Origin of the sequence: Alkalihalobacillus deserti, assembly GCF_020734105.1 — a bacterium.
Classification (GTDB): domain Bacteria; phylum Bacillota; class Bacilli; order Bacillales; family Bacillaceae_D; genus Halalkalibacter; species Halalkalibacter deserti.
In genome coordinates this window covers 1-21594 of sequence record NZ_JAJAFR010000008.1, presented here as the reverse complement: position 1 = coordinate 21594, position 21594 = coordinate 1, and the positions used below count along the sequence as shown (strand labels likewise).

Here is a 21594-nt window from a genome sequence, read left to right as displayed (position 1 = left end):
TGACGTTCATCATTTTGTCGTTAATACTGTGTTGGTTAACAGTAAGAAGCTGTAATTGGATTTACCTCATAAAGAAAAAGATAAACTGACTAGCTAATCTAGTTTTAAATTAGTCGTATATTTTTCTTCCCCCCATAAAAATGTACTTAAAACAGTAGAGAAGTTTTGTAGTCCTCTACTGTTTTTTGTGATTATCTGTAACAGGATAGATTTTATGGATCAAACAAAGTAATAAAACAATTCAATGATATCAGCTAGTATTGTGAAAAATTTCCAGGGATCAGGAAGCTGTAATTTGTCAAATGCGATCATGTTAGTAAGGCCATAAAGTACTGATTCTCTCTAAACTCTTATCAAATTAGAAATCAGTTAAAAGGTAAATTAGAGGTATATCCGTCTCCTAATAGAATCTCTATCGTTTTTCAAATAGCATATTTACTGAAAAAGCGGAATGAAAAAGCTAATTAAAAACCATAAGAGACCAAAAAACATGATCAAGAGGTAGCGTATTTGATGAAAGTAGAGGCCACTTTACTTTCATCTTTTTTGGTTTCTGCGTTATGTTTTTCAACATCAACGTTTTGATCGATAGTAATTCCTCCACTACTTTTTAAAAATAGAGAATACGATACCCGCACATTTTACAGCCTAACATAGGTAGCTATTCCTTTGGCTTAACCATATCTTCTGGATTTACAAGTCGATCGAAATCATCTTCTGAGAGGAAGCCTGTTTGTTTAGCGGCTTCTTTTAAGGTAATTCCTTCTTTGTGCGCGAATTTGGCAATCGTTGCTGCATTCTCATAGCCGATATGAGGGTTTAAAGCAGTTACGAGCATGAGTGATTGTTCCAAGTTTTGTTTAATCTTTTCTAGGTTTGGTTCAATGCCGACAGCGCAAAGATCATTAAATGAAATCATAGAATCGGTTAATAGCTGTACAGATTGAAGGAAGTTATAGATAATCACAGGCTTAAACACATTAAGCTCGAAGTTCCCTTGGCTAGCTGCAAAGGCAATTGTTGTGTCGTTTCCCATCACTTGGCAAGCAACCATTGTTAAAGCCTCACTTTGAGTAGGGTTAACTTTTCCTGGCATGATAGAGCTTCCTGGTTCATTGGCTGGAAGGGTGATTTCCCCGATACCTGAACGAGGTCCGCTAGCTAACCATCTCACGTCGTTTGCTATTTTCATTAGGTCAGCGGCTAGTGCTTTGCATGCGCCATGTATGTATACAATTTCATCATGACTCGTAAGTGCATGGAATTTGTTTTCGGCTGATGTAAATTGCTTTCCCGTGGCATTGCTTATATTTTCAGCTACGAGATCTCCAAATTTCGGATGTGCATTAATGCCTGTTCCTACTGCTGTTCCTCCGATTGCGAGCTCTCTTAAGGATTCTAAGCTTTGCGTGATCATCTGTTCTGACTTTTCAAGCATGCGATGCCAACCACTAATTTCCTGTCCGAGTGTTAAAGGAGTTGCATCTTGTAAGTGGGTACGGCCAATTTTTATAATATCGTTAAATTGCACTGACTTCGTTTTAAACGTTTGTTTAAGTTTAGAGAGGGCAGGTAAAAGGGCATCCTCAATTTTGATGACAGCAGCAATATGCATTGCAGTTGGAAATGTATCATTTGAACTTTGAGATTGATTGACATCATCGTTTGGATGAACCTTCTCCTCAGTTCCTTGGTCCGTAAGTAGTTGATTGGCTCTGTTTGCTATGACTTCATTTACATTCATGTTCGTTTGTGTACCACTTCCGGTTTGCCACACTTTTAAAGGGAAATGATGATCAAATTTGTTTGATAAGATTTCATCAGCCGCATGCTCAATTGCTCTTTTCTTTAAATCACTTAAATTGCCTAGACTATGATTAACAATCGCGGCACTCTTTTTCAATTGAGCAAAGCCATAAATAACTTCAATGGGCATTGTTTCTTTCCCAATTTTAAAATTCTGACTGCTCCGTTGAGTTTGGGCTCCCCATAATTTATCAGCTAAAACCTGTATTTCACCAAGGGTATCTTTTTCGATTCTGTAATCCATCGTATCATTCCATTCCTTTTCATTTTCTGAATTAAATTCATTAATAGCAGATTCATCATAAGTGTATACATCGTTTGTTAATTACAATTCCCATATAGACATATTGTTAAACGAAGAAGCGTATTGACTATGAATGTAAAGAGCTACTTTTATGCAATTGCACGAAAATACTGACGAATTGCACGACAGTTTGAGGGGATTGTGCGAGAGTGACGAATAATTGCATGAAAATCAACTTAATTGCACGACCTCTCGAAATTTCACAGTAAAACAACTACTCACACAAAGACTTGACCCCTCTAATATACGTATAAATACTATGATTACCTCCCAATGTATCTGTTTGTATGCCAAAGGAATCTTCATGAAATACATGCTTGTAATGCCAGGTTTGATCAGTGAAGGGTGAATAAATTGACTCAGATGGTAACAACGGAACAATGTCAAATACATTAACGAAGCGTTGACTTTGTTTGACACGAGTGTTAAAGGATTTAGCAAACTTTGGATCTCCAACTCTTGGACTTGCATACGTATAAAGAGAAAGATTAAGCCGATTAGTGGACAGATCATAGGCACATAGTGTGGCAAGGGCAGCACCTAGGCTATGACCTGTGACAAAGATCGGTTTTTTACGAGAAGTTGATTCAAGGCTTTTCATGATCGCTTTTCTGCACGATTGATAAGTTGATAAAATACCGGAGTGCACAAGACTTTTTTCTGATGTATATGGAAATGGAGATTGAGAAACTTCTGCGTCTACGATCCAATCTGGGTCTGAGTCGGTTCCACGAAAAGCAATAATGATGTTCTGCTTGGATTCTATGACAAAACCGAACCATTTTTCTACCCCAAAAGCAACCGCTTTAAAGCTCGTCATTTCTTTATATCCTTTTGGTTTCGTGAAGACACCATTATTAGCATATTGGTTATAAGTTTGTAAACAGCAATTTGCTAGAAATAAAGGGAGCTGTTTTTTATCTTGTTGGTTCATAATGAATTCCTCCTGTTGAATCGTTTACCTATGTATATGTCGGGAGGTTAGTCTAGAATTCAAGATGTGTCAAAATATAGCGAAAGAACTGATGGCATGTTGCGAATGCATTTGCTTTAAACGCAGAAAAAGTGATCGTCTTGGATATAACTGATGAAATCTTAACGGTTGCAAAACGATTTATCGACTCAAACGGCCATTCGAAATGTAGAGTTTGTTCAAGGAGGACGCCGAACAAGTGCCTTTTGAAGATGAATCATTTGAGTTAACACTCGCCGTATTGCTGCACATCATTTTCCCACAACCTCCTTGTTCGTAAAAGAAGTGTTCCGGACGTTGAAGACCAATCGAATATTCTTATTTCTTGATAATGATGTTCTTGAAAAAATGATTTTGATGTTTTCTATAATAAAGTGGAAAAAAACAGAGACTGTAAATATCACAGGGTTTGAAAAAAATAGAATGGATTCAGATGATGGAAAAGTTGGCTCTGAATTGCAGGAACTTCATAGCTTTAAGAAAACATTCATTTTGATGTATGGATTGTGATGAAGAAACTGACTGAGGAAGAGATTTAGTTATTTTAGGAAAAGCCGATCGAATGGAAGTGTTGAGAGGGATAAAAAATAGCAAAACATCCATACTTATAGTAACGACTTTCCGAACTGGGGTTAAGAGCAGACGATAATAGCAATACTGCATGAGAAGCGCTCGAATTTAGCTATTTCTAATCTTGTTTTCTAGATAGAGAATTTTTTCAGATTAAGGTTATTCTTCAGTAATAAAAATGCTTCAAGATCCAAATAATCAGAATATATTGAGGCTTCCTGTTTTTTATGTTAATATAATAAGTACTTACTGACAGTACATAGTTCTATAGTATAGGGACGTTTTTTGTCCAAGAGGGTCTTAAAGAGTCCATAGCTTGTTATTGTTTGTCCGTAAAGTAAAGAGAGAAATCGTTTTGGAAATAGGAGGCTGGTTAAATGATCGATGTAGTAGATAGAAATTTACTTCTACGTAACGATGTGAAAAAACTAGGGAACATTCTGGGAGAGATTTTAGTTCATCATGGTGGGATCTCACTTCTTAAAAAAGTGGAGACGATCAGAGAGCTAACGATAAACTTACGTAAAAGCTATAGTGAAGAATCCTACAATACTCTTAAAGAAGAAATTGCTTCACTTAAGCCACCAACACGTCAGCAAGTCATTCGCGCATTTTCAATTTACTTTCATTTAGTGAATATCGCTGAGCAAAATCATCGGATTCGACGCAGACGAGAATATCAATTGCAAGAAGGTGGAGTGGTCCAACCTGTTTCAATTGAAAGTGCGGTTGCTTCGATAAAAGAAGGTGAATTCTCTGATGAAGTGATCCAACAGGTGTTGAATGATTTATCAATTGAATTAATTATCACAGCGCATCCAACTGAAGCAGCGAAACGGACTGTGCTTGAAATACAAAAACGGATTTCTACCATCCTTCAAGACTTAGATAATCCGCTGTTAACGAAGAAGGAAAGAAAAAATTTAGAAGATAGTTTATTTAATGATGTAACAGCCTTATGGCAAACAGATGAACTGCGTCATCGAAAGCCTACTGTATTAGATGAAGTGAAAAATGGTCTTTACTACTTTAATGAAACATTGTTTGATGTTTTACCTGATATTCATCAAGAATTAGAAGATCAATTGGAAGACTATTTTCCCGAGAATAACTGGAAAGTACCCAATTTCTTGCATTTTGGTTCATGGATTGGTGGAGACCGTGATGGGAACCCTAATGTTACACCTGAAATCACTTGGGAAACATTGAAGCTTCAACGAAAACTAGCTTTAAAGAAGTATGATGAAGCAATTGTTGATTTAATGAAACGGTTTAGTCAGTCTACATCTCGTGTTTCATTAGATGAAGAGTTGGTTAAATCAGTCGAACAAGATGAAAAAATATATATGAAGGAAAGCGAATTATGGCCGGTGAAAACCGAAATATATCGTCGTAAATTTGCGATTATGTTAAAACGTATCCGCGAAGTAGGGAAGTCGGATCTTGGTTATCAAAATTCTGAAGAACTTGTAAATGATTTAGTGATCGTGAGAGAAAGTGTAGAAAACCACCAACCCTCTAATAAAAAACTTAAAACGATCCGTAAGATCATTCGTCAGGTGCAGTTATTTGGTTTTCATTTAGCTACACTTGATATCCGAAATCATAGCGGTGAGCATGAAGCAGCGATAACTGAAATTTTAAAAGCTGTAAATGTAACTGATAACTATGCTGAATTGTCAGAGGAAGAGAAAATTAATCTTCTAAAGGATGTTCTAAGTGAACCAAGACCGCTTTTGTTGCTTGAAGATGATTATTCTAAGGAAACGCAAGAGGTCTTAAAAGTGTTCCAAATGATAAAAAAAGCACATGCTGAATTCGGCAGTCGTTCCATTGAAGTTTATCTTGTTAGTATGACGCAATCTTCAAGTGATTTACTTGAAGTCCTTGTACTGGCGAAAGAAGCGGGAATTTATCGTTTGCATGCAGATGGGAAAGTAGAGAGTGGAATTAATGTTGCTCCTTTACTTGAAACCGTGGATGACCTAGTAGCTGGTCCTAAGATTATGAAGACACTCTTTGAATTGGATGTGTATCGCAATCATATTCATGAGCGTGGCAACCACCAAGAGATTATGCTTGGTTATTCTGATGGAAGTAAAGATGGCGGAACGTTAACAGCCAACTGGAAACTTTTTAAAGCACAACAAGAAATTCATAATATGGCGAAAGAATTTAATATTGCCTTGAAGTTTTTCCATGGTCGAGGTGGGTCTCTTGGTCGGGGGGGCGGTCCGTTAAATCGTAGCATTTTATCTCAGCCAGCAGAAACGCTAGGAGATGGTGTGAAAATTACCGAGCAAGGAGAAGTGTTATCATCTCGTTACTTACTTGAAGATATTGCATATCGTAACTTAGAGCAGGCTGCGTCGGCTTTGCTTGAAGCTTCTGCGAAGGTGGCGAAAAAGTCAGAACAAGGCTGTGTTCGTGATAAAGAATGGGAAGAAGCGATGGAAGACGTTTCAACACACGCTTTGAAAAAATACCAATCACTCGTTTTTGGTGATAAAGAGTTCTTAACATATTTTAAACAAGCAACCCCATTAAGAGAGCTCGGAGCATTAAATATTGGCTCAAGACCAATGAGTCGTAAAGGTAGTGAGCGCTTCGAAGATCTTCGCGCAATTCCATGGGTTTTTGCTTGGACTCAATCAAGACAAATGATTCCTGCTTGGTATGCTGCGGGTACAGGCTTACAATCCTTTGCATCTGCAAAAGCCAAAAATCTTCAATTATTAAAGGATATGTATCAAAAATGGCCGTTTTTCCAATCGACAATTAACAATTTACAAATGGCGCTAATGACAGCTGATTTAGCGACAGCTAAAGAATATATTAACTTAGTCGAAGATAAAACAATTGCAGACAGAATTTTTAATGATATCTCGGATGAATACAAACGTACTCAAGAGATTTTATTACAAATATCAGGTAATCAGAAACTTTTGGATCATACTCCAAATATTCAAGAGTCCATTCAAAGAAGAAATCCTTATGTCGATCCGCTTAACTTCTTGCAAGTAGATTTAATTCAGAAAATGCGTCAGTCTGACGAAGAATCTGAAGAAGTAATGACAGAAGTACTTCTGACTATCAGTGGTATTGCTGCTGGTTTAGTGAATACGGGCTGATTTTAAAAAGCCGAGATAAATGAAAAATAATTTAACACCTCCCTTTTTATAGACAAAAAGGGAGGTGTTTTTTTACAGTTAAAAATGTTTTGTAAGAAAAATTGGAAATATTGCTAATGGGCGGTAACTATGACTTGTAACCAGTCGCAACTGTTAATACAATGGGAAGTAAACATTAGTATGAAAGGATAAAGGTAAATAATGACGTATAAAAAACAATTATTTCTTTATAATCAAGATCAAAATGTAGAGGTTGTAATTCGTAATTATCACGAAAAGGATTTTGATCAATTAATAGAGATTCAAAAAGCAAGCTTTCCACCACCCTTTTCATCTGATCTTTGGTGGAGTAAAGAACAATTAATAAATCATGTGAGTTTCTTTCCTGAGGGAGCGCTTTGTGTAGAAGTAGAAGGAAAAGTAGTTGGTTCAATGACAGGGTTATTAGTAAACTTTGATCCTAACCAGGCGGCGCATACTTGGAAAGAGGTCACAGATAATGGGTATATCAGAAACCATGATCCAATCGGTAATACGTTATACGTCGTCGATATTTGTGTCCATCCAACGTATAGAAAGCTTGATTTAGGTAAATGGTTAATGCAATCGATGTATGAAGTAGTCGTTCATAAAGGACTAGACCGTTTGCTTGGCGGTGGGCGTTTGCCCGGGTACCACAAAGTAGCTAATAGGATGTCTGCCAAAGAATATTTAGAAGCGGTCGTTAAAGGAAAGCTAAAAGATCCGGTAACCACATTTCTTCTTCGTTGTGGTCGGACCCCTTTAGGACTTGCGGTAGATTACTTGGAAGACAAGGAGTCTCTTAACTACGCTGCATTAATGGAGTGGAAAAATCCGTTCAAGAACTAAAATGAAACGAGAAATAGGTTAATTGAATATATTGAAATTTAACCTCTCAATTGCCCAAGTTGATGCAAGACGTTCAAACAGATCATGTCGATGATTGAACTAGCAATGGTTATAGTGATAACTAGGGTCACACTAAATTCATACATGTACTTCGTCCTATCTAAACTAGGTAAAATAAAATCTCAACAGAATGTACTTATTTAAAGTAATGGACATTAATAAGAATTAAAAGCGACCTTTGAGGTAGCACAATGATTTTTCTCGATTTGCGCGCCTAATACCACTGTTATTAATGTGTAAAGCAAAAAAGTCTAGAAAACTTTCTATTGTGCTATACTATTAGATATTATAGTGAAAGAGGCGATTATTGATGTCAGAACTACATTATGAGAAGGCAACATTTGCAGGCGGATGTTTTTGGTGTATGGTTCAGCCTTTTGACGAACAGCCGGGGATTATTGATATTCAATCTGGATTCATGGGTGGACATATTGATAGACCTACATATGAACAAGTAAAAAGCGGAGAAAGTGGTCATTATGAGGTCGTTCAAATTACGTTTGAACCTTCAACGTTTCCATATGAGAAGCTGCTCTCTCTCTATTGGCCTCAAATTGACCCAACGGATCCAGACGGACAGTTTCATGACCGTGGACCACAGTACCGTACAGCTATTTTCTATCACAATAACCAACAAAAAAACGCAGCAGAGGAATCGAAGCAACAACTTGAAGTGAGCGGACGTTTTGAGACACCGGTCGTAACAGAGATTCTTAAAGCTGGTTCATTTTTTCGTGCAGAAGAGTATCATCAAGATTTCTATAAGAAAAAACCAAAAGAATACAAAACAGATCGTGAAATCTCAGGTCGAGATGAATTTATTCAAACTAATTGGCGTGAGTAGAAGAGGATAGCTAGCTCGGACAAGCAACAAAGTGAATACCATAATTAGATGAATTGTGTAAAAATACAGAAAATATTGAGGAAATCTCTTACGCGTCAAACCTTTTTCTGATATAATAAAATTATATTGGAGGTGGCGCAGTGAAGAGAATACGTGAGAAACTAGGCATTTGGTTATTGGTTGTGTCACTTGGTTTAATAATGAGCTCACTTACAGTTATCCTTTCCGTACATTACTGGGCTCATACTGAAGCAGGACAAGTACCTCCAAAAACAGCGGTTCTTCTCCATGCTATTCATCATAATCTCGTTACTCCGAATATGAAAGCACCGAAATTCTTTTCAACAAGCGGAGTTTCACGATTTACGAGTGAAATAATAGAAATTCCAGTTTCAGATGGAACTAGAATTCAGTCTAAAATATATAAACCTACTGCAGAAGGTCCGCACCCAATTATTCTTTATTATCATGGCGGAGCATTTATGGAGGGGTATGGAAACATTCATACACATGATAATATCGTTCGATCCTTAGCAGCAAGAACAAACAGTATCGTTATTGCGGTAGGGTATCGAGTTGCTCCAGCTCATCCATTTCCAGCGGCAATAGAAGATAGTTACGATGCTTTAAATTGGGCATACAACAACGCAGCTGAATGGGATGGTGACAACTCTAAAATAGCTGTAGCTGGAGACAGTGCAGGTGGAAATATTGCGACGGTTGTTACGTTAATGGCTAGAGATCGTAACGGCCCAGATATTCAAGCTCAGGCATTGTTGTACCCTTTAACGACGTTTCAAGATATTGAGTTTGATTCGAGGTTAAAGTATGATAGCGGGTATTATTTATTATCCCGAAATGTCATGCTACGAGCACGTGATACCTATACGCCAGATGAATCTTTATGGGTTCATCAATACACATCACCACTTGAAGCTGATCAATTATATGATTTGCCACCTGCCATCATTATAACAGCTGAATTTGATCCTTTACGTGATGAAGGGGAAGCCTATGCCAAACGTTTAGCTGAACATGGTGTGCCTGTTGAAACGATACGTTATAATGGCGTTATGCATGGTTTTATCTCGTTTTATGAAGTTATGTATAGAGGGAATCATGGTCTTGCTAACACTGCTAAGTTTCTTCATACATCTTTTGAGGAACGACCTGCTTATCAACCATATAATTTACAAGTATATAATGGAAAAACAACAAGGGCTATGAAAATAAAAGACCAAGCAGAAGCATATGCAATTGGCAGTTTTTTACTTGGCAAACAAGCTATTTCCATATTTGAATAATAAAAATAGGAGCCTGAAGTGCTCCTATTTTTGTTGGGCTCTTTTTATAAACATTCTTTCCTCTTCAATCAGTCCACAGGTTGCACATTGAACACGTAGTTCTGGCCCACGATAAGGTATATGTAATGGTCCAGCATTATTATTTATATATTGTTCAACGATATCACCGCTTTGAGAGTCAATCTTAACAGGAGTGACAACTTGTTCAATTAAATTAAAACGAGATCGATTGGTTTTACAATTTGGACATAAGTATGGATCTGCCAATTCATTCGCCTCCTTTTTTCATAGTATTTCCCTAAAAAAGTAGAAAATGATGGTAAATAAAGGGAAGAGTCTAAACAATCATAATTAAATAACGAAATTATGAAAAGAAGAAACTACACTTTTAAGAAGAAAGGCTCAGTGATTGGTTTTGTTAAAACACAAGAGTTACTGTAAGTTTTAGGAAGGTGAATAAGTAAGGGGAGTTGAATATTTATAAGAAGAAAACTTTTAATTGAAGTTAAATTCCTTCTACGGAAATTGTATTTGAGCACTAATAAATATAAAAAGGTGGGGCCAATGTGACAATAATTCCAAAACCGGCATCAACAGTAGCATTGATGGATCATATGTCAAGAGTCTACTTAACTAAACGACCAAGAACAATGAAGTTTTTAGGCGGAGTCTTTGTTTTTCCTGGTGGATCAGTAGAAAAGGAAGACAGCGAAGTAGAAATTGAGTATATAAATGGGAAAACAAGTGAGGAGTTTAGTCAAGCATATTACGTAGCCGCAGCAAGAGAGTTATTCGAAGAAGTTGGGATTTTACTTGTTTGTAAAGACGATGGATCAACTGTGCAATTTAATAAAGAAACAGAAAGAGAATACCGTTCTCTTCTTGTTGAAGGAAAGATTTCATTTTTACAAATGTTAAAGCAAGAGAAACTCCATCTTAATTTTGAAAATTTAAAGTATTTTGGTAATCTAATCACACCTAAAATGAGCCCGATTCGTTTTGATACTCGATTTTTCTTAGCCAATATGCCGGAAGATCAAACTCCTAAGCCAGATCATTATGAAATTGATGAAGCTTTATGGATTACTCCAAGGGAAGCGATAACAGCGTATGAAAATGGGGGATTTCCCGTAGCAAGCCCCACTATTCTTGCCCTTCGTACAATCATCAATCATCAAAATGGAGGTCCTTTAATGATGCCTGTTGTCTAATGACAAGAATAAGGAGAAGAATAAGCTAAGAGTTAAGATCTTAAAGAATAAACGGAATCCTTTAGGGAAACATGGTCTTCTTTCATCAATTTTATAAGATGAGCCTCTGTTGTTCTTTTCGCAACCTCATAAATACTTGGGTGAATTGTATTTTTATAGATCAAGTTAGTCAAACGATTAGAAGTTAGTTGCTTATGTTCTTTGAGCAAGGACTTGATTTGGCTTTCTCGATATAATCTACGTTCTAGGACGAATTCGATCTGTTCATGAGGGTTTAGCACCCATTCGCCATGACCAGGCCCAATTTTAGTTATTTTTAATTGCTTTAAACGATTCAAAGTATGAACGTAGTCAGTCATATCCCCGTCCGGTGGGCCAATCCATGTTGTTCCATCAGTTACGATATTATCCCCGGCAATGAGGATTTCTTCGGAAGCGATATAGAGGCTCAAGTGACCTGCAGTATGTCCAGGGGTATGAATGACTGTTATGTCTAAACCAGCTATTCTAATGATGTCATCGTCGTTAAGTATCGATAACTCATTTACTGGTGAAATAGCAGCCATTATTGCTTGTTTTTCATCATTATGGCAATAAACAATCGGGGACCAGTCTATTAATTGGCGAACGCCTAGTGCATGGTCTGGGTGGGAATGTGTCAAAATAATAGATTTTGGTTTTGCAAGACTGTTTTCCAAAATCGCTCTCTCTAATTCTTTTTTTGTTGTCTGATGATCATACCCAGCATCGACCAATAAGCTTTCTTTGTCGTTACCTATTAAATAGCAGTTCGTTTCTGTATGTGGCCACAATGTTGGAGTTTGAATAGGAACACGTATTATTTTTATTGTACGATCTTTTTGCAACGACCTCATCCTTTCGTGAAATAAATCCTTCGTTAACATATTCATCTTCAAACACCAAAATCCTTTAAAAAGAAATAAATTAAACTTACTGTAAAGTCTTATGACAACTTAGGTTATAGCCTCATTTGGAGTGTTTAGGAGTAACAATTGTAATTTTAGTCGTGTAAATGCAAACATCCTGTATGTAAACCCTTTAACTCTTTGAAAAAATAGTTTAAGGAGCTGCCTCAGAAGTTTTAATTATCATTATTTGTTTTCGAGTGATGACACGAACGATCAGAAGGTGAACGACAAAGTTGATTCTAAGCTTTAGGACTTCTTAGATAAATATAGCTGCGTCTCTTGCCACAGTATGCGGCAAGGACGTAGCTAATAGATTAAATCGATGTGACCGCTGTGTAAGGTAGTAATAACAATTAGCTCAAGACAAGGGTCATGTCTGAAAGTGAACCAAAATCTGAAGGTCGGCGGCAAACCTCTGCTTCTAGGAACACGAACTTGATATGAGGACTAAGTAAGCCTTGGATGAAACTGCCTAACAAGTTAAAGTTCTTACTGCCGAAAAAAAGTCTTATCTCCCCTGGAGTTCGAAACGAGAAAGGCCTATCAATGGGTAAATTGCCGTAAGAAGTATTGGTGCATATCTACGTACGGTGGTGTGACAGAAAGGAGGCTAGTCGCCTCCTCTAAATCGATTTTTCATCTCGGTTTGGAGAAATGGATATTTCTATTATGATCATTCACTTTAGTGTGTTTATTATTTGGTCGATGAGTTTAGGCTTGAACGATTGCCTTTTCATCAGTATCTAAACCAAATGCACTGTGCAGTTTTTGGACAGCAGTTACTCCGTTATTTTCAGGTACAATGCAAGATACTTTAATCTCAGAAGTTGTGATCATTTTGATCCGAATCTCATCATTACTTAAAACGGTAAACATTTTTGCGGCTACTCCTGGATGTATACTCATTCCAGAACCAATAATGGATACTTTTGCAACTCCTTTTTCAGAGAAAGCATCCTTGAACTGTAACTCATCTTCATGCTGTTTTAACGTTTTTATCGTACGGTCGGCATCTTCTAAGCTTACGCTAAATGCTACATTGAAGGTGTCTGTGCCATGTTCGCTTAAAACGATCATATCAACATTAATCTTTTCTACTGCTAGATAATTAAATAATTTGGAGATTATTCCAATTTTATTAGGCATTTTTAGTACTTCTACTTTGCTAACATTTCTATCATAAGCTACCCCGCTCACAACTTTTTCTTGTTCCATGTCATTTCCCTCCTTGATATAAGTTCCTTCCGCATCTGAAAAACTGGAGCGTACCAAAATTTTCACGCCATGAACTTTAGCGAGTTCAACCGCTCTTGGGTGCAAGACAGATGCACCTAATGTTGCCATTTCTAACATTTCATCATGAGAGATAGTTGCGAGTTTACGGGCTTTTGATACAATTCGCGGGTCAGTACTATAAACTCCCTCGACATCTGTGTTGATCTCACAATGGTCAGCGTTGACAGCAGCGGCAATGGCGACAGCAGATGTATCTGAGCCCCCCCTTCCTAATGTTGCGATTTCCTCTGCTTCCGTTACTCCTTGAAATCCTGCGATAATAACAACTTTCCCCTCAGTAAGGGACTGAAGTATTCGGTCTGGATTAATATTTAAAATTTTTGCATTCCCAAAGGCTTCCTCTGTTTCAATGCCGGCCTGCCATCCCGTAAGAGAGATGGAAGGCACATGCAATTCTTGCAAAGCTGCAGATAATAATGACATCGACACTTGCTCTCCTGTAGTCAACATCATATCCATTTCGCGTTGGGAAGGTTTTTGGGTTATTTCATGCATTAAAGATACTAGCTCATCAGTTGTATCGCCCATAGCTGAAACGACAACTACGACTTGTGATCCCTCTTCGACTGTATGTTTAACGCGATTGGCAACATGTTTAATACGTTCGACGTTTTTAACTGAAGTTCCACCATACTTTTGTAAGATAATTCCCATAGGACTTGCCCACCTTTTGTACGAATTTTACTATCAACTAGTATAAGCCGCTAACGGTATCTTTATTTTAAATATGTAAGTGAGTTTAATTTCCATTTTAGAATTAATTGCAAGAACTGGTGAGAAGTTTACTTATAATTAATAAGCTTTTACGAAGAATAATGTTGATGATGAATTGTATTTTTCATCGAATGAAGGGAGGGGTAGACCTGTCACTTACGAAAACTGTTACATTACGTAAGCCTCGGTTAGAAGATGGGGCAAACATTTGGAGACTCATTCGGAATACAGACGTACTTGATTTAAATTCTGCTTATTATTATCTGATTATAAGCAAGTATTTCAGAAATACTTGTGTTGTGGCCGAAGAAGATGACCAAATTGTTGGGTTTGTTTCAGCATTTCGTCACCCTGAAAATCCAGAAGTTATCTTTGTTTGGCAAGTTGCAGTAGACCAATCACAAAGAGGAAAAGGTCTTGCGTCTTCTCTTTTACAAGAACTCATAAGTAGGGAGGAATGCACGAATATAAAGTACATTGAAACGACGATTTCCCCTTCAAATAAAGCTTCAAAAGCACTGTTTCATAAGTTAGCCAACACATTAGGAACGCAAATGAAAGAGTCGGTTCAAATATCTCCTGATGTATTTCCAAATGAAAGTCACGAGACGGAGCAGACATACCAAATTGGACCTATCCGTTAATGGAAAATGGTTGAAGAAGGAGAGGTTATTTTTGACAACAACAATTCAAGAAAACCCACATTTAAAGGTTTTTAACGAACATGAATCCGAGGTGCGAAGCTATTGCCGCAGCTTTCCTGCTATTTTTACGAAAGCCAAAGGATATAAGCTTTGGGATAAAGAGGGAAAGGAATATATTGATTTTTTCGCTGGTGCAGGGGCGTTAAATTATGGGCATAATGATCCAAAAATGAAAGAAAAATTGTTGGAGTACATTGAGAGTGATGGAGTTACTCACGGTCTTGATATGGCAACTGAAGCGAAGGAAGAATTTATCAAAAAATTGCAAGAAACCATTCTCAAGAAACGAAATATGGAATATAAAGTGATGTTTCCTGGTCCTACAGGTACAAACTCAGTTGAAAGTGCCTTGAAATTAGCAAGGAAAGTTACGGGACGTGAAACGATAATGAGTTTTACAAATGCCTTTCATGGTATGACATTAGGAGCTTTGTCAATTACCGGGAACCAATTCAAACGCCATGGAGCTGGTGTAGCACTTCATAATGCAGTTGTGATGCCGTATGATCAATTTATTGATGAAAAGACAGACTCTGTTACTTATATAGAGCGCTTTTTAGAGGACAATGGGAGCGGGGTATCAAAACCAGCTGCGATTATTTTAGAAACCGTCCAGGGAGAAGGTGGTATCAACATAGCAAGTTTTGATTGGATAAAGCGGATTGAAGAGCTTTGTCGTCGTTGGGATATTCTGTTAATCATTGATGATATTCAAGCTGGAATAGGTCGTACTGGTTCATTCTTTAGTTTTGAACCTGCAGGGATTGAACCAGATATTATATGCCTTTCAAAATCAATTGGTGGTTATGGACTTCCTTTTGCATTAACGTTATTTAAACCTCAGCATGATATCTTTGATCCTGGTGAACACAATGGAACATTTCGTGGGAACAATTTAGCTTTTGTTACCGCGACAGAAGCTTTACGTTACTGGGAAGATGACACGTTGAAAAATGAGGTGGAAAGAAAAGGAGAAAAAGTTCAGCAATTTTTAAAAAAACTTGTCGAGAAATATCCTAAGCTAAAAGGAGAAGTTCGAGGACGAGGGCTAATGCAAGGCTTAGTTTGTAATGTTGAAGGGTTAGCAAGCAGTATTTGTTGTACCTCGTTTGAGAAAGGGTTAATTGCTGAAACAGCAGGAATAAATGACGAAGTCCTTAAGGTGATGCCACCGTTAATAATAGATGATGAGGCATTAGATCAAGGGTTAGCCATTTTAGAAGAGAGCATTCAGGAGATAGTGAAATAATAAAAAGAATCTAGGTCGTAAAGAGTAAGATAATGAACCGATGAGTTAGAACGATGTATTTGCTCAATCTAATCATGAAAAGGGTTAGATTGAGCGAAATAGGATATACGATTGGTTGTTGTGAAATATTTAGGTCACAGATATAGAGGGGAATTTATCCACTTCATATAGATGATGAACAGAATTAGCAAGCACACAATAAAAGGCCTTTTATTAAGGCCTTTTATTGTGGTTTATTCAAGAACATCCTCATTCCAACAAGCATTATTTTCCCATATTTCATTCATTGGCTGATTTTGCTGGTCGGAGTAATCAGCATAGGTAATGGTGTCATTTCTGCTACCGCTACGGCAATTCATTATTCTCGACATTATATCATCTTTACTGAAAGTCATTTCTTCTTCTGCTGGATCAAGGGAAATTGTAGCTCCTTCAAGTGAATGTATGAGTAATCGATATTCATCCTCATTTAAAGATGGCGAAGACTTTTGAGTGTGTTGATCAAGAATATCTTTTAAAAACCTGTTCACTAAATCGATTTCTTTTTCATTTTGAACAATTATTTTCAATGAAAAATCCCTCCTCACTTAACATTGTTTGCAGTTTTTTATAAATTAATCTCGTTTATATTAGGTAACTTAGCTGGGATTCACCTTACTAGCATGTCCACTACCGGAAATCCACTGATAACACCTTAAAGTTGTGCGAAGTTCTAATGTGTAGTTTCAAAGGACAGGGCAATGGTGGTCGACTAAACTTGGATGAAATAGAATTAGAATGTAGACATTTGTTATAACGTGAAAGTATATATAAATGATTATCACCGGGGCATATTTAATAGGTTTTTATGGGTTTTAGTAAGAGGTACAAAATGATAGCGATTAACTTAATTTTAAAGAGGGAAGGTTATCATGAATAAGTAAAGATCTCCAGTTGTATAAGGATCGTCCTGAATATGAACGATATGCTTAAGAACTTTAGAAATTTATTTTAGGCTTGTAAACACAAAAGAGCCTCCACTCCATCATGTGGCGGCTTCCTTTACATGGTCAGACATAATCTATTCGCGAGATGTTGTTCAGTATATTGAACCATGTAATTTTATGATAGACAAAAAATGTCATTATTATACGTGGTGCATTTAAAAAACCTTACAAGTTGGCAAGGGTTCTAATATAACTTATACCTGTAAACATAATCCGTTTTTCTAAGACAAACTAAATGATTCATTTTCATCTGCATGTAAACGTAAAAGTGATTTCCAAGCGACTAGGCCATATGTCCATTCAGATGACATTAGATAGATGATATAGCCACGTCCTACCTTCTATGTAGTAAGACGTAGCAATTAATTAGACAAGCTATTTTCGCTCAATCTGACCGGTGTGTGATCGAACAGTGAAACAACTGCTATACCAATGTTATGATTAAAATGCCCAATTCCCATCACGGAAGACCGGTTCACGTTTGCCATCTTCATAAACACCATCGATGTTCATATCCGCTGAGCCCACCATGAAGTCAACGTGCGTCAGGCTTGTGTTTAAGCCGTTTTTCTCAAGCTCTTCTTTGTTCATCTCTTTTCCGCCTTCGATGCAGAATGCGTAGGCAGAGCCTAAGGCAAGGTGGTTTGAGGCGTTTTCATCAAATAAAGTGTTGTAGAAAAGGATATTGGTATCAGAAATAGGGGACTTGTGTGGTACAAGAGCTACTTCTCCAATAAAACTTGAACCTTCATCTGTATTTAATAACCTTTTTAACGTCTCATATCCCTCTTCTGCTTTATAATCAATAACCTTACCATCTTTAAAAGTTAGCGAGAAATTATTAATAAGTGTTCCACCATAATTTAGTGGTTTCGTACTAGATACAGTTCCGTTTACACCTGTTTTCTTAGCAGAAGTAAACACCTCTTCCGTTGGCATGTTTGCAACGAAGGAAACCCCATCTTTATTCACGCTGCCACCACTTATCCATAAATGTGTTTTTGGAAGTTCAATAACTAAATCTGTTCCTTCAGCAGTATAATGTAGGGCGTGATAATGCTTTTCATTTAGCGCTTTCATTTTTTTATCTAGGTTTTCTAAGTGAGATTGCCAAGCAGTCACGGGTTCTTCTTGATTACTTCTAGTTGCAGCGAAGATGGCATCCCAAAGTTTCTCAACAGCGGCTTCTTCAGATACATCTGGGAATACTTTTTTTGCCCAACCTTGAGAAGGAACCGCAACAATGGACCAGCTAATCTTATCTGACATGATATAAGAACGGAAACCTTCCATCGCTTTTCCACTAGCTTTATTCGCGTTAGAGACACGTTCAGGATCAGCATCTTTTAATAAATCTGGGTTTGATCCCGTAATGCTTAAGAAGGCTGCGCCATTCTCCGCCATTTCTTCGTACCCTTTTGCTACCCACTCAGGAAATTCGTGAAAGGCTTCATCTGGAGCTAAATCAAACTTTGTTTTAGTCAGCTCTTCATCACTCCATTCCACATGAACATTCTTTGCTCCTGCTTCATAGGCCTTTTTTGCTACTACACGAACAAGTTCAGCTGCAAAAAGAGGTGTACGAACAACAAGTGTTTGGCCTTTTTGAATGTTTACTCCGACTTTAACGGCAAGTTCAGCATACTTTTCTAACTTTTCTTGAAAGGTTGACATATTACCATTCCTCATTTCTATACGTATGTAGGTGACATTTTCATTTTATCAATATTATAAGCAAGTGAAAAGGATAGCGGTTTAAGCCTGCTTATGCTATTATACTATATGGATAAAAGAAAAGAGGTTCGCAAACTCCCTCTATAAAAAACTAAGGTGGCAACTGTACATTCTAGTACAGTTTTCTTGTCGTTTATAGACAATATTCAGTTTTTGTTAGGTCGATTAAGGCTTACACCCCATTCTATTAGTTATATGAATAGGGACTAACGGATATACCCATTAGGAGTGATCGAATGCTCTTTCTTCAGAAAAAAGCTTATCACGTCAAAGGCTTTGACAAAAGGAGAAATGAGACATGAAAAATGAAAAGGCGGTAGTCGTATTTAGTGGTGGTCAAGACAGTACGACATGTCTTCTATGGGCGCTTGAACAATTTAAAGAAGTGGCAACCGTCACTTTTGATTATGGTCAACGCCATTATGATGAAATTGAATGTGCTCGTAAAATTGCAGATGAACTAGGAGTTTCATTTCATATTCTTGATATGAAACTAATTAATCAACTATCGGCTAACGCTTTAACTCGTCATGATATTGAGGTGAAAGCAGGAGAAAATGGAGAATTGCCTTCGACGTTTGTTCCTGGACGTAACCATTTGTTTTTATCGTTTGCAGCTGTATATGCACAAGCGATTGGTGCGCGCCACATTATTACAGGTGTTTGTGAAACGGATTTTAGTGGTTATCCTGATTGTCGTGATAATTTTGTCAAATCATTAAATGTGACGTTAAATTTAGCGATGGATGAGCAATTTGTCATCCATACACCTCTTATGTGGCTTAATAAAGCCGAAACATGGAAATTTGCTGATCAATTAAATGCTCTTGATTTTGTGAAAGAAAAGACTCTAACATGTTATCACGGAATTCGTGGAGATGGCTGTGGTGAATGTCCATCTTGTGTACTACGAAAACAAGGCTTGAACACCTATCTTGAATCAAAGCAAGGAGGTGCTAGTCTATGATGCAGCAATTTTATCCGCAAATCCCCCATAGTTATCGCTATGAGTTAAATAAAGATATGCACCTAGCAGCAGCTCATTTTATTCCGGACAGTACTGCAGGACAATGCCAGCATATGCATGGTCATACGTATTTTATTAATATTACCATTGGTGGCGATCAACTTGATGACCTCGGTTTTCTCATCAACTTTAAACGCATCAAGGAGATTGTTCATAAGCGCTATGATCATAGTGTCTTAAATGATCACCCTGAGTATAAAGACGTTAATCCAACTACGGAACGTGTAGCAGAACAAATTTGGAAAGCTATTCAAAAAGAGCTGGACACTTTAGCCCATAAACCAAAGTGTTTACAAGTTGTTGTTCGGGAAACACCAACTAGTTATGTCGTTTATCGTCCGAAACCGGAGGAGTTAGCATGAAAATACCGGTTATGGAGATATTTGGGCCGACTATTCAAGGCGAAGGAATGGTGATTGGTCAAAAAACGATGTTTGTACGAACGGGTGGTTGTGATTATTCGTGTTCATGGTGTGACTCTCGTTTTACATGGGACGGCTCAACCAAAAGCCATCTAATGCAAGCTACGGACATTGTAAGCGAGCTAGAAAGAATTGGCGGAGAGTGTTTTTCTCATGTTACGATCTCTGGTGGCAATCCAGCTCTTCATAAAGGGATTGGAGAGTTAATTGATTTGTGTCATCAAAGAGGTTGGAAGACAGCCATTGAGACTCAAGGGTCAATTTGGCAAGATTGGATGAAGAAGATCGATGACGTTACGATTTCTCCCAAGCCACCGAGTTCAATGATGGAAACAAATTTTAATGAACTCGATCATTATATAGAGAAACTTGAGGATCGAAATGTTAGTTTGAAAGTGGTTGTGTTTAATGATGACGATTTTGCTTATGCCGAATCAATCCATCAACGTTATCCAGCTGTCCCGTTTTATTTACAGATTGGAAATGAAGATGTATCTTCAACCAATAATGCGTCTTTAATTTCCGTTTTATTAAAGCGTTATGAATGGCTGATTGGAAAAGCAACGGAGTCTGTTATTATGAATGATTCAAAGGTTCTGCCGCAATTGCACACCCTTATTTGGGGAAATAAACGCGGTGTTTAATTTTAGGAGGTATCAACATGAGTGGTAGAAAAGAGAGTGAGTTAGAAGGAGTGAGCTTACTAGGAAATCAAGGAACACAATATGATTTCTCTTATAACCCTTCTGTACTAGAAGCATTTGAAAATAAGCATCAAAATAGAGATTATTTCGTTAAATTTAACTGTCCGGAATTTACTTCGTTATGTCCAAAAACGAACCAACCGGATTTTGCTACGATCTACATCAGTTACATACCTGATGTGAAAATGGTTGAAAGTAAATCGTTGAAATTATATTTATTTAGTTTCCGAAATCATGGAGATTTTCACGAAGACTGCATGAATATCATTATGAATGATTTAATTGAATTAATGGACCCACGCTATATTGAAGTATGGGGCAAGTTTACACCACGTGGAGGAATTAGTATTGATCCTTACACGAACTACGGGAAGCCCGGAACAAAGTATGAAAAGATGGCAGAGTACCGATTGATGAATCATGACTTGTATCCGGAGACGATTGATAATAGATAGTGGGGAAATTACATTAAAAAGTGACCGATTTAGAACAAAAGGTGACCAAGTTAGGTGACCAAAGGTTAGACAAACTATAAAAGAAGTGACCAATTAAATAACCGTGATAAGAGTGCAACTAAGGTGGTTATCCCTAAAAGTTAGAGTTTTTATTATGCAGCTGATTGGCTGGGTTGAGTTCGGTATTCGACTGGACTTAAACCAGCCAATTTTTCTTTTGATCGTTCATGGTTGTACCAGTAGATATATTCTTCAATCCGTCTTTTTAATTCTTCATAGTTTACTAATTCTTCCCCATAAT

Annotated in this window: 20 protein-coding genes and 1 riboswitch; of the genes, 12 read left to right on the top strand and 8 right to left on the bottom strand. The window is 37.3% G+C overall.

What is annotated here, in order from left to right; translation table 11 throughout:
* Positions 1-661 precede the first annotated feature (661 nt).
* Positions 662-2050, bottom strand: coding sequence for a class II fumarate hydratase (gene fumC / locus LDX58_RS15465; protein ID WP_227937727.1), 1389 nt, complete (start codon positions 2048-2050; stop codon positions 662-664).
* A gap of 274 nt (positions 2051-2324) precedes the next feature.
* A complete protein-coding gene (locus LDX58_RS15460; RefSeq protein ID WP_227937726.1) occupies positions 2325-3044 on the bottom strand; it encodes a lipase family protein in 720 nt (239 codons plus the stop codon).
* A gap of 336 nt (positions 3045-3380) precedes the next feature.
* On the opposite strand from LDX58_RS15460, the gene LDX58_RS15455 reads away from it, so the two are divergent.
* The 5 genes from LDX58_RS15455 to LDX58_RS15435 all read left to right on the top strand — a co-directional run bounded on the left by LDX58_RS15455 (position 3381) and on the right by LDX58_RS15435 (position 9862).
* Positions 3381-3593 (top strand): hypothetical protein, encoded by a 213-nt coding sequence (locus tag LDX58_RS15455; RefSeq protein WP_227937725.1) that lies wholly within the window; start codon positions 3381-3383, stop codon positions 3591-3593.
* Positions 3594-4030: 437 nt separating this feature from the next.
* Positions 4031-6784 carry a phosphoenolpyruvate carboxylase gene (gene ppc / locus LDX58_RS15450; protein ID WP_227937724.1) on the top strand — a complete coding sequence of 918 codons (2754 nt, stop codon included), beginning with the start codon at positions 4031-4033 and terminating at the stop codon, positions 6782-6784.
* A 201-nt stretch (positions 6785-6985) separates the two neighbouring features.
* Positions 6986-7654, top strand: coding sequence for a GNAT family N-acetyltransferase (locus tag LDX58_RS15445; RefSeq protein WP_227937723.1), 669 nt, complete (start codon positions 6986-6988; stop codon positions 7652-7654).
* Between the two features lie 370 nt (positions 7655-8024).
* A complete protein-coding gene (gene msrA / locus LDX58_RS15440; protein WP_227937722.1) occupies positions 8025-8558 on the top strand; it encodes a peptide-methionine (S)-S-oxide reductase MsrA in 534 nt (177 codons plus the stop codon).
* Between the two features lie 140 nt (positions 8559-8698).
* Complete coding sequence (locus tag LDX58_RS15435; RefSeq protein ID WP_227937721.1) at positions 8699-9862, top strand: alpha/beta hydrolase; 1164 nt, start codon at positions 8699-8701, stop codon at positions 9860-9862.
* Positions 9863-9886: 24 nt separating this feature from the next.
* On the opposite strand, the gene LDX58_RS15430 is transcribed toward LDX58_RS15435, so the two are convergent.
* Positions 9887-10129, bottom strand: coding sequence for a DNA alkylation repair protein (locus LDX58_RS15430; protein ID WP_227937720.1), 243 nt, complete (start codon positions 10127-10129; stop codon positions 9887-9889).
* A 299-nt stretch (positions 10130-10428) separates the two neighbouring features.
* Here LDX58_RS15430 and LDX58_RS15425 point away from each other — a divergent pair, with 299 nt between their 5' ends.
* A complete protein-coding gene (locus LDX58_RS15425; protein WP_227937719.1) occupies positions 10429-11073 on the top strand; it encodes an NUDIX hydrolase in 645 nt (214 codons plus the stop codon).
* A 32-nt stretch (positions 11074-11105) separates the two neighbouring features.
* Here LDX58_RS15425 and LDX58_RS15420 read toward each other — a convergent pair whose 3' ends face one another.
* Both LDX58_RS15420 and LDX58_RS15415 read right to left on the bottom strand, forming a co-directional pair.
* The gene (locus tag LDX58_RS15420; protein ID WP_227937718.1) at positions 11106-11939 is read right to left on the bottom strand and encodes an MBL fold metallo-hydrolase; all 834 of its coding nucleotides are present in this window, start codon (positions 11937-11939) and stop codon (positions 11106-11108) included.
* A 774-nt stretch (positions 11940-12713) separates the two neighbouring features.
* A complete protein-coding gene (locus LDX58_RS15415) occupies positions 12714-13952 on the bottom strand; it encodes an aspartate kinase (RefSeq protein ID WP_227937717.1) in 1239 nt (412 codons plus the stop codon).
* 167 nt (positions 13953-14119) lie between these two features.
* Here LDX58_RS15415 and ectA point away from each other — a divergent pair, with 167 nt between their 5' ends.
* Together ectA and ectB are read left to right on the top strand one after the other, a co-directional pair.
* The gene (ectA, locus tag LDX58_RS15410; RefSeq protein ID WP_227937716.1) at positions 14120-14656 is read left to right on the top strand and encodes a diaminobutyrate acetyltransferase; all 537 of its coding nucleotides are present in this window, start codon (positions 14120-14122) and stop codon (positions 14654-14656) included.
* 31 nt (positions 14657-14687) lie between these two features.
* On the top strand, positions 14688-15965 hold the full coding sequence (gene ectB / locus LDX58_RS15405; RefSeq protein WP_227937715.1) for a diaminobutyrate--2-oxoglutarate transaminase: 1278 nt from the start codon (positions 14688-14690) through the stop codon (positions 15963-15965).
* A 233-nt stretch (positions 15966-16198) separates the two neighbouring features.
* On the opposite strand, the gene LDX58_RS15400 is transcribed toward ectB, so the two are convergent.
* Together LDX58_RS15400 and LDX58_RS15395 are read right to left on the bottom strand one after the other, a co-directional pair.
* Positions 16199-16534, bottom strand: coding sequence for a hypothetical protein (locus LDX58_RS15400; RefSeq protein ID WP_227937714.1), 336 nt, complete (start codon positions 16532-16534; stop codon positions 16199-16201).
* A gap of 858 nt (positions 16535-17392) precedes the next feature.
* Complete coding sequence (locus LDX58_RS15395) at positions 17393-18625, bottom strand: aminopeptidase (RefSeq protein ID WP_227937713.1); 1233 nt, start codon at positions 18623-18625, stop codon at positions 17393-17395.
* Between the two features lie 117 nt (positions 18626-18742).
* Positions 18743-18786: riboswitch (PreQ1 riboswitch) on the top strand.
* A 197-nt stretch (positions 18787-18983) separates the two neighbouring features.
* Between LDX58_RS15395 and queC the strand changes: the two genes are divergently transcribed.
* The 4 genes from queC to queF are packed head-to-tail and all read left to right on the top strand — an operon-like array spanning position 18984 to position 21293.
* Entirely contained in the window at positions 18984-19652 is a 669-nt protein-coding gene (queC, locus tag LDX58_RS15390) for a 7-cyano-7-deazaguanine synthase QueC (RefSeq protein WP_227937712.1), read from the top strand.
* Positions 19649-20074 carry a 6-carboxytetrahydropterin synthase QueD gene (queD, locus tag LDX58_RS15385; protein WP_227937711.1) on the top strand — a complete coding sequence of 142 codons (426 nt, stop codon included), beginning with the start codon at positions 19649-19651 and terminating at the stop codon, positions 20072-20074. Before queC ends, queD begins: the two co-directional genes overlap by 4 nt.
* A complete protein-coding gene (gene queE, locus LDX58_RS15380) occupies positions 20071-20778 on the top strand; it encodes a 7-carboxy-7-deazaguanine synthase QueE (RefSeq protein ID WP_227937710.1) in 708 nt (235 codons plus the stop codon). Before queD ends, queE begins: the two co-directional genes overlap by 4 nt.
* 17 nt (positions 20779-20795) lie before the next feature.
* Positions 20796-21293, top strand: a complete 498-nt coding sequence (queF, locus tag LDX58_RS15375) for a preQ(1) synthase (protein WP_227937709.1) — start codon at positions 20796-20798, stop codon at positions 21291-21293.
* 152 nt (positions 21294-21445) lie between these two features.
* On the opposite strand, the gene LDX58_RS15370 is transcribed toward queF, so the two are convergent.
* A partial coding sequence (locus LDX58_RS15370) for an IS3 family transposase (protein WP_227937813.1) occupies positions 21446-21594 on the bottom strand: 149 nt, incomplete at its 5' end.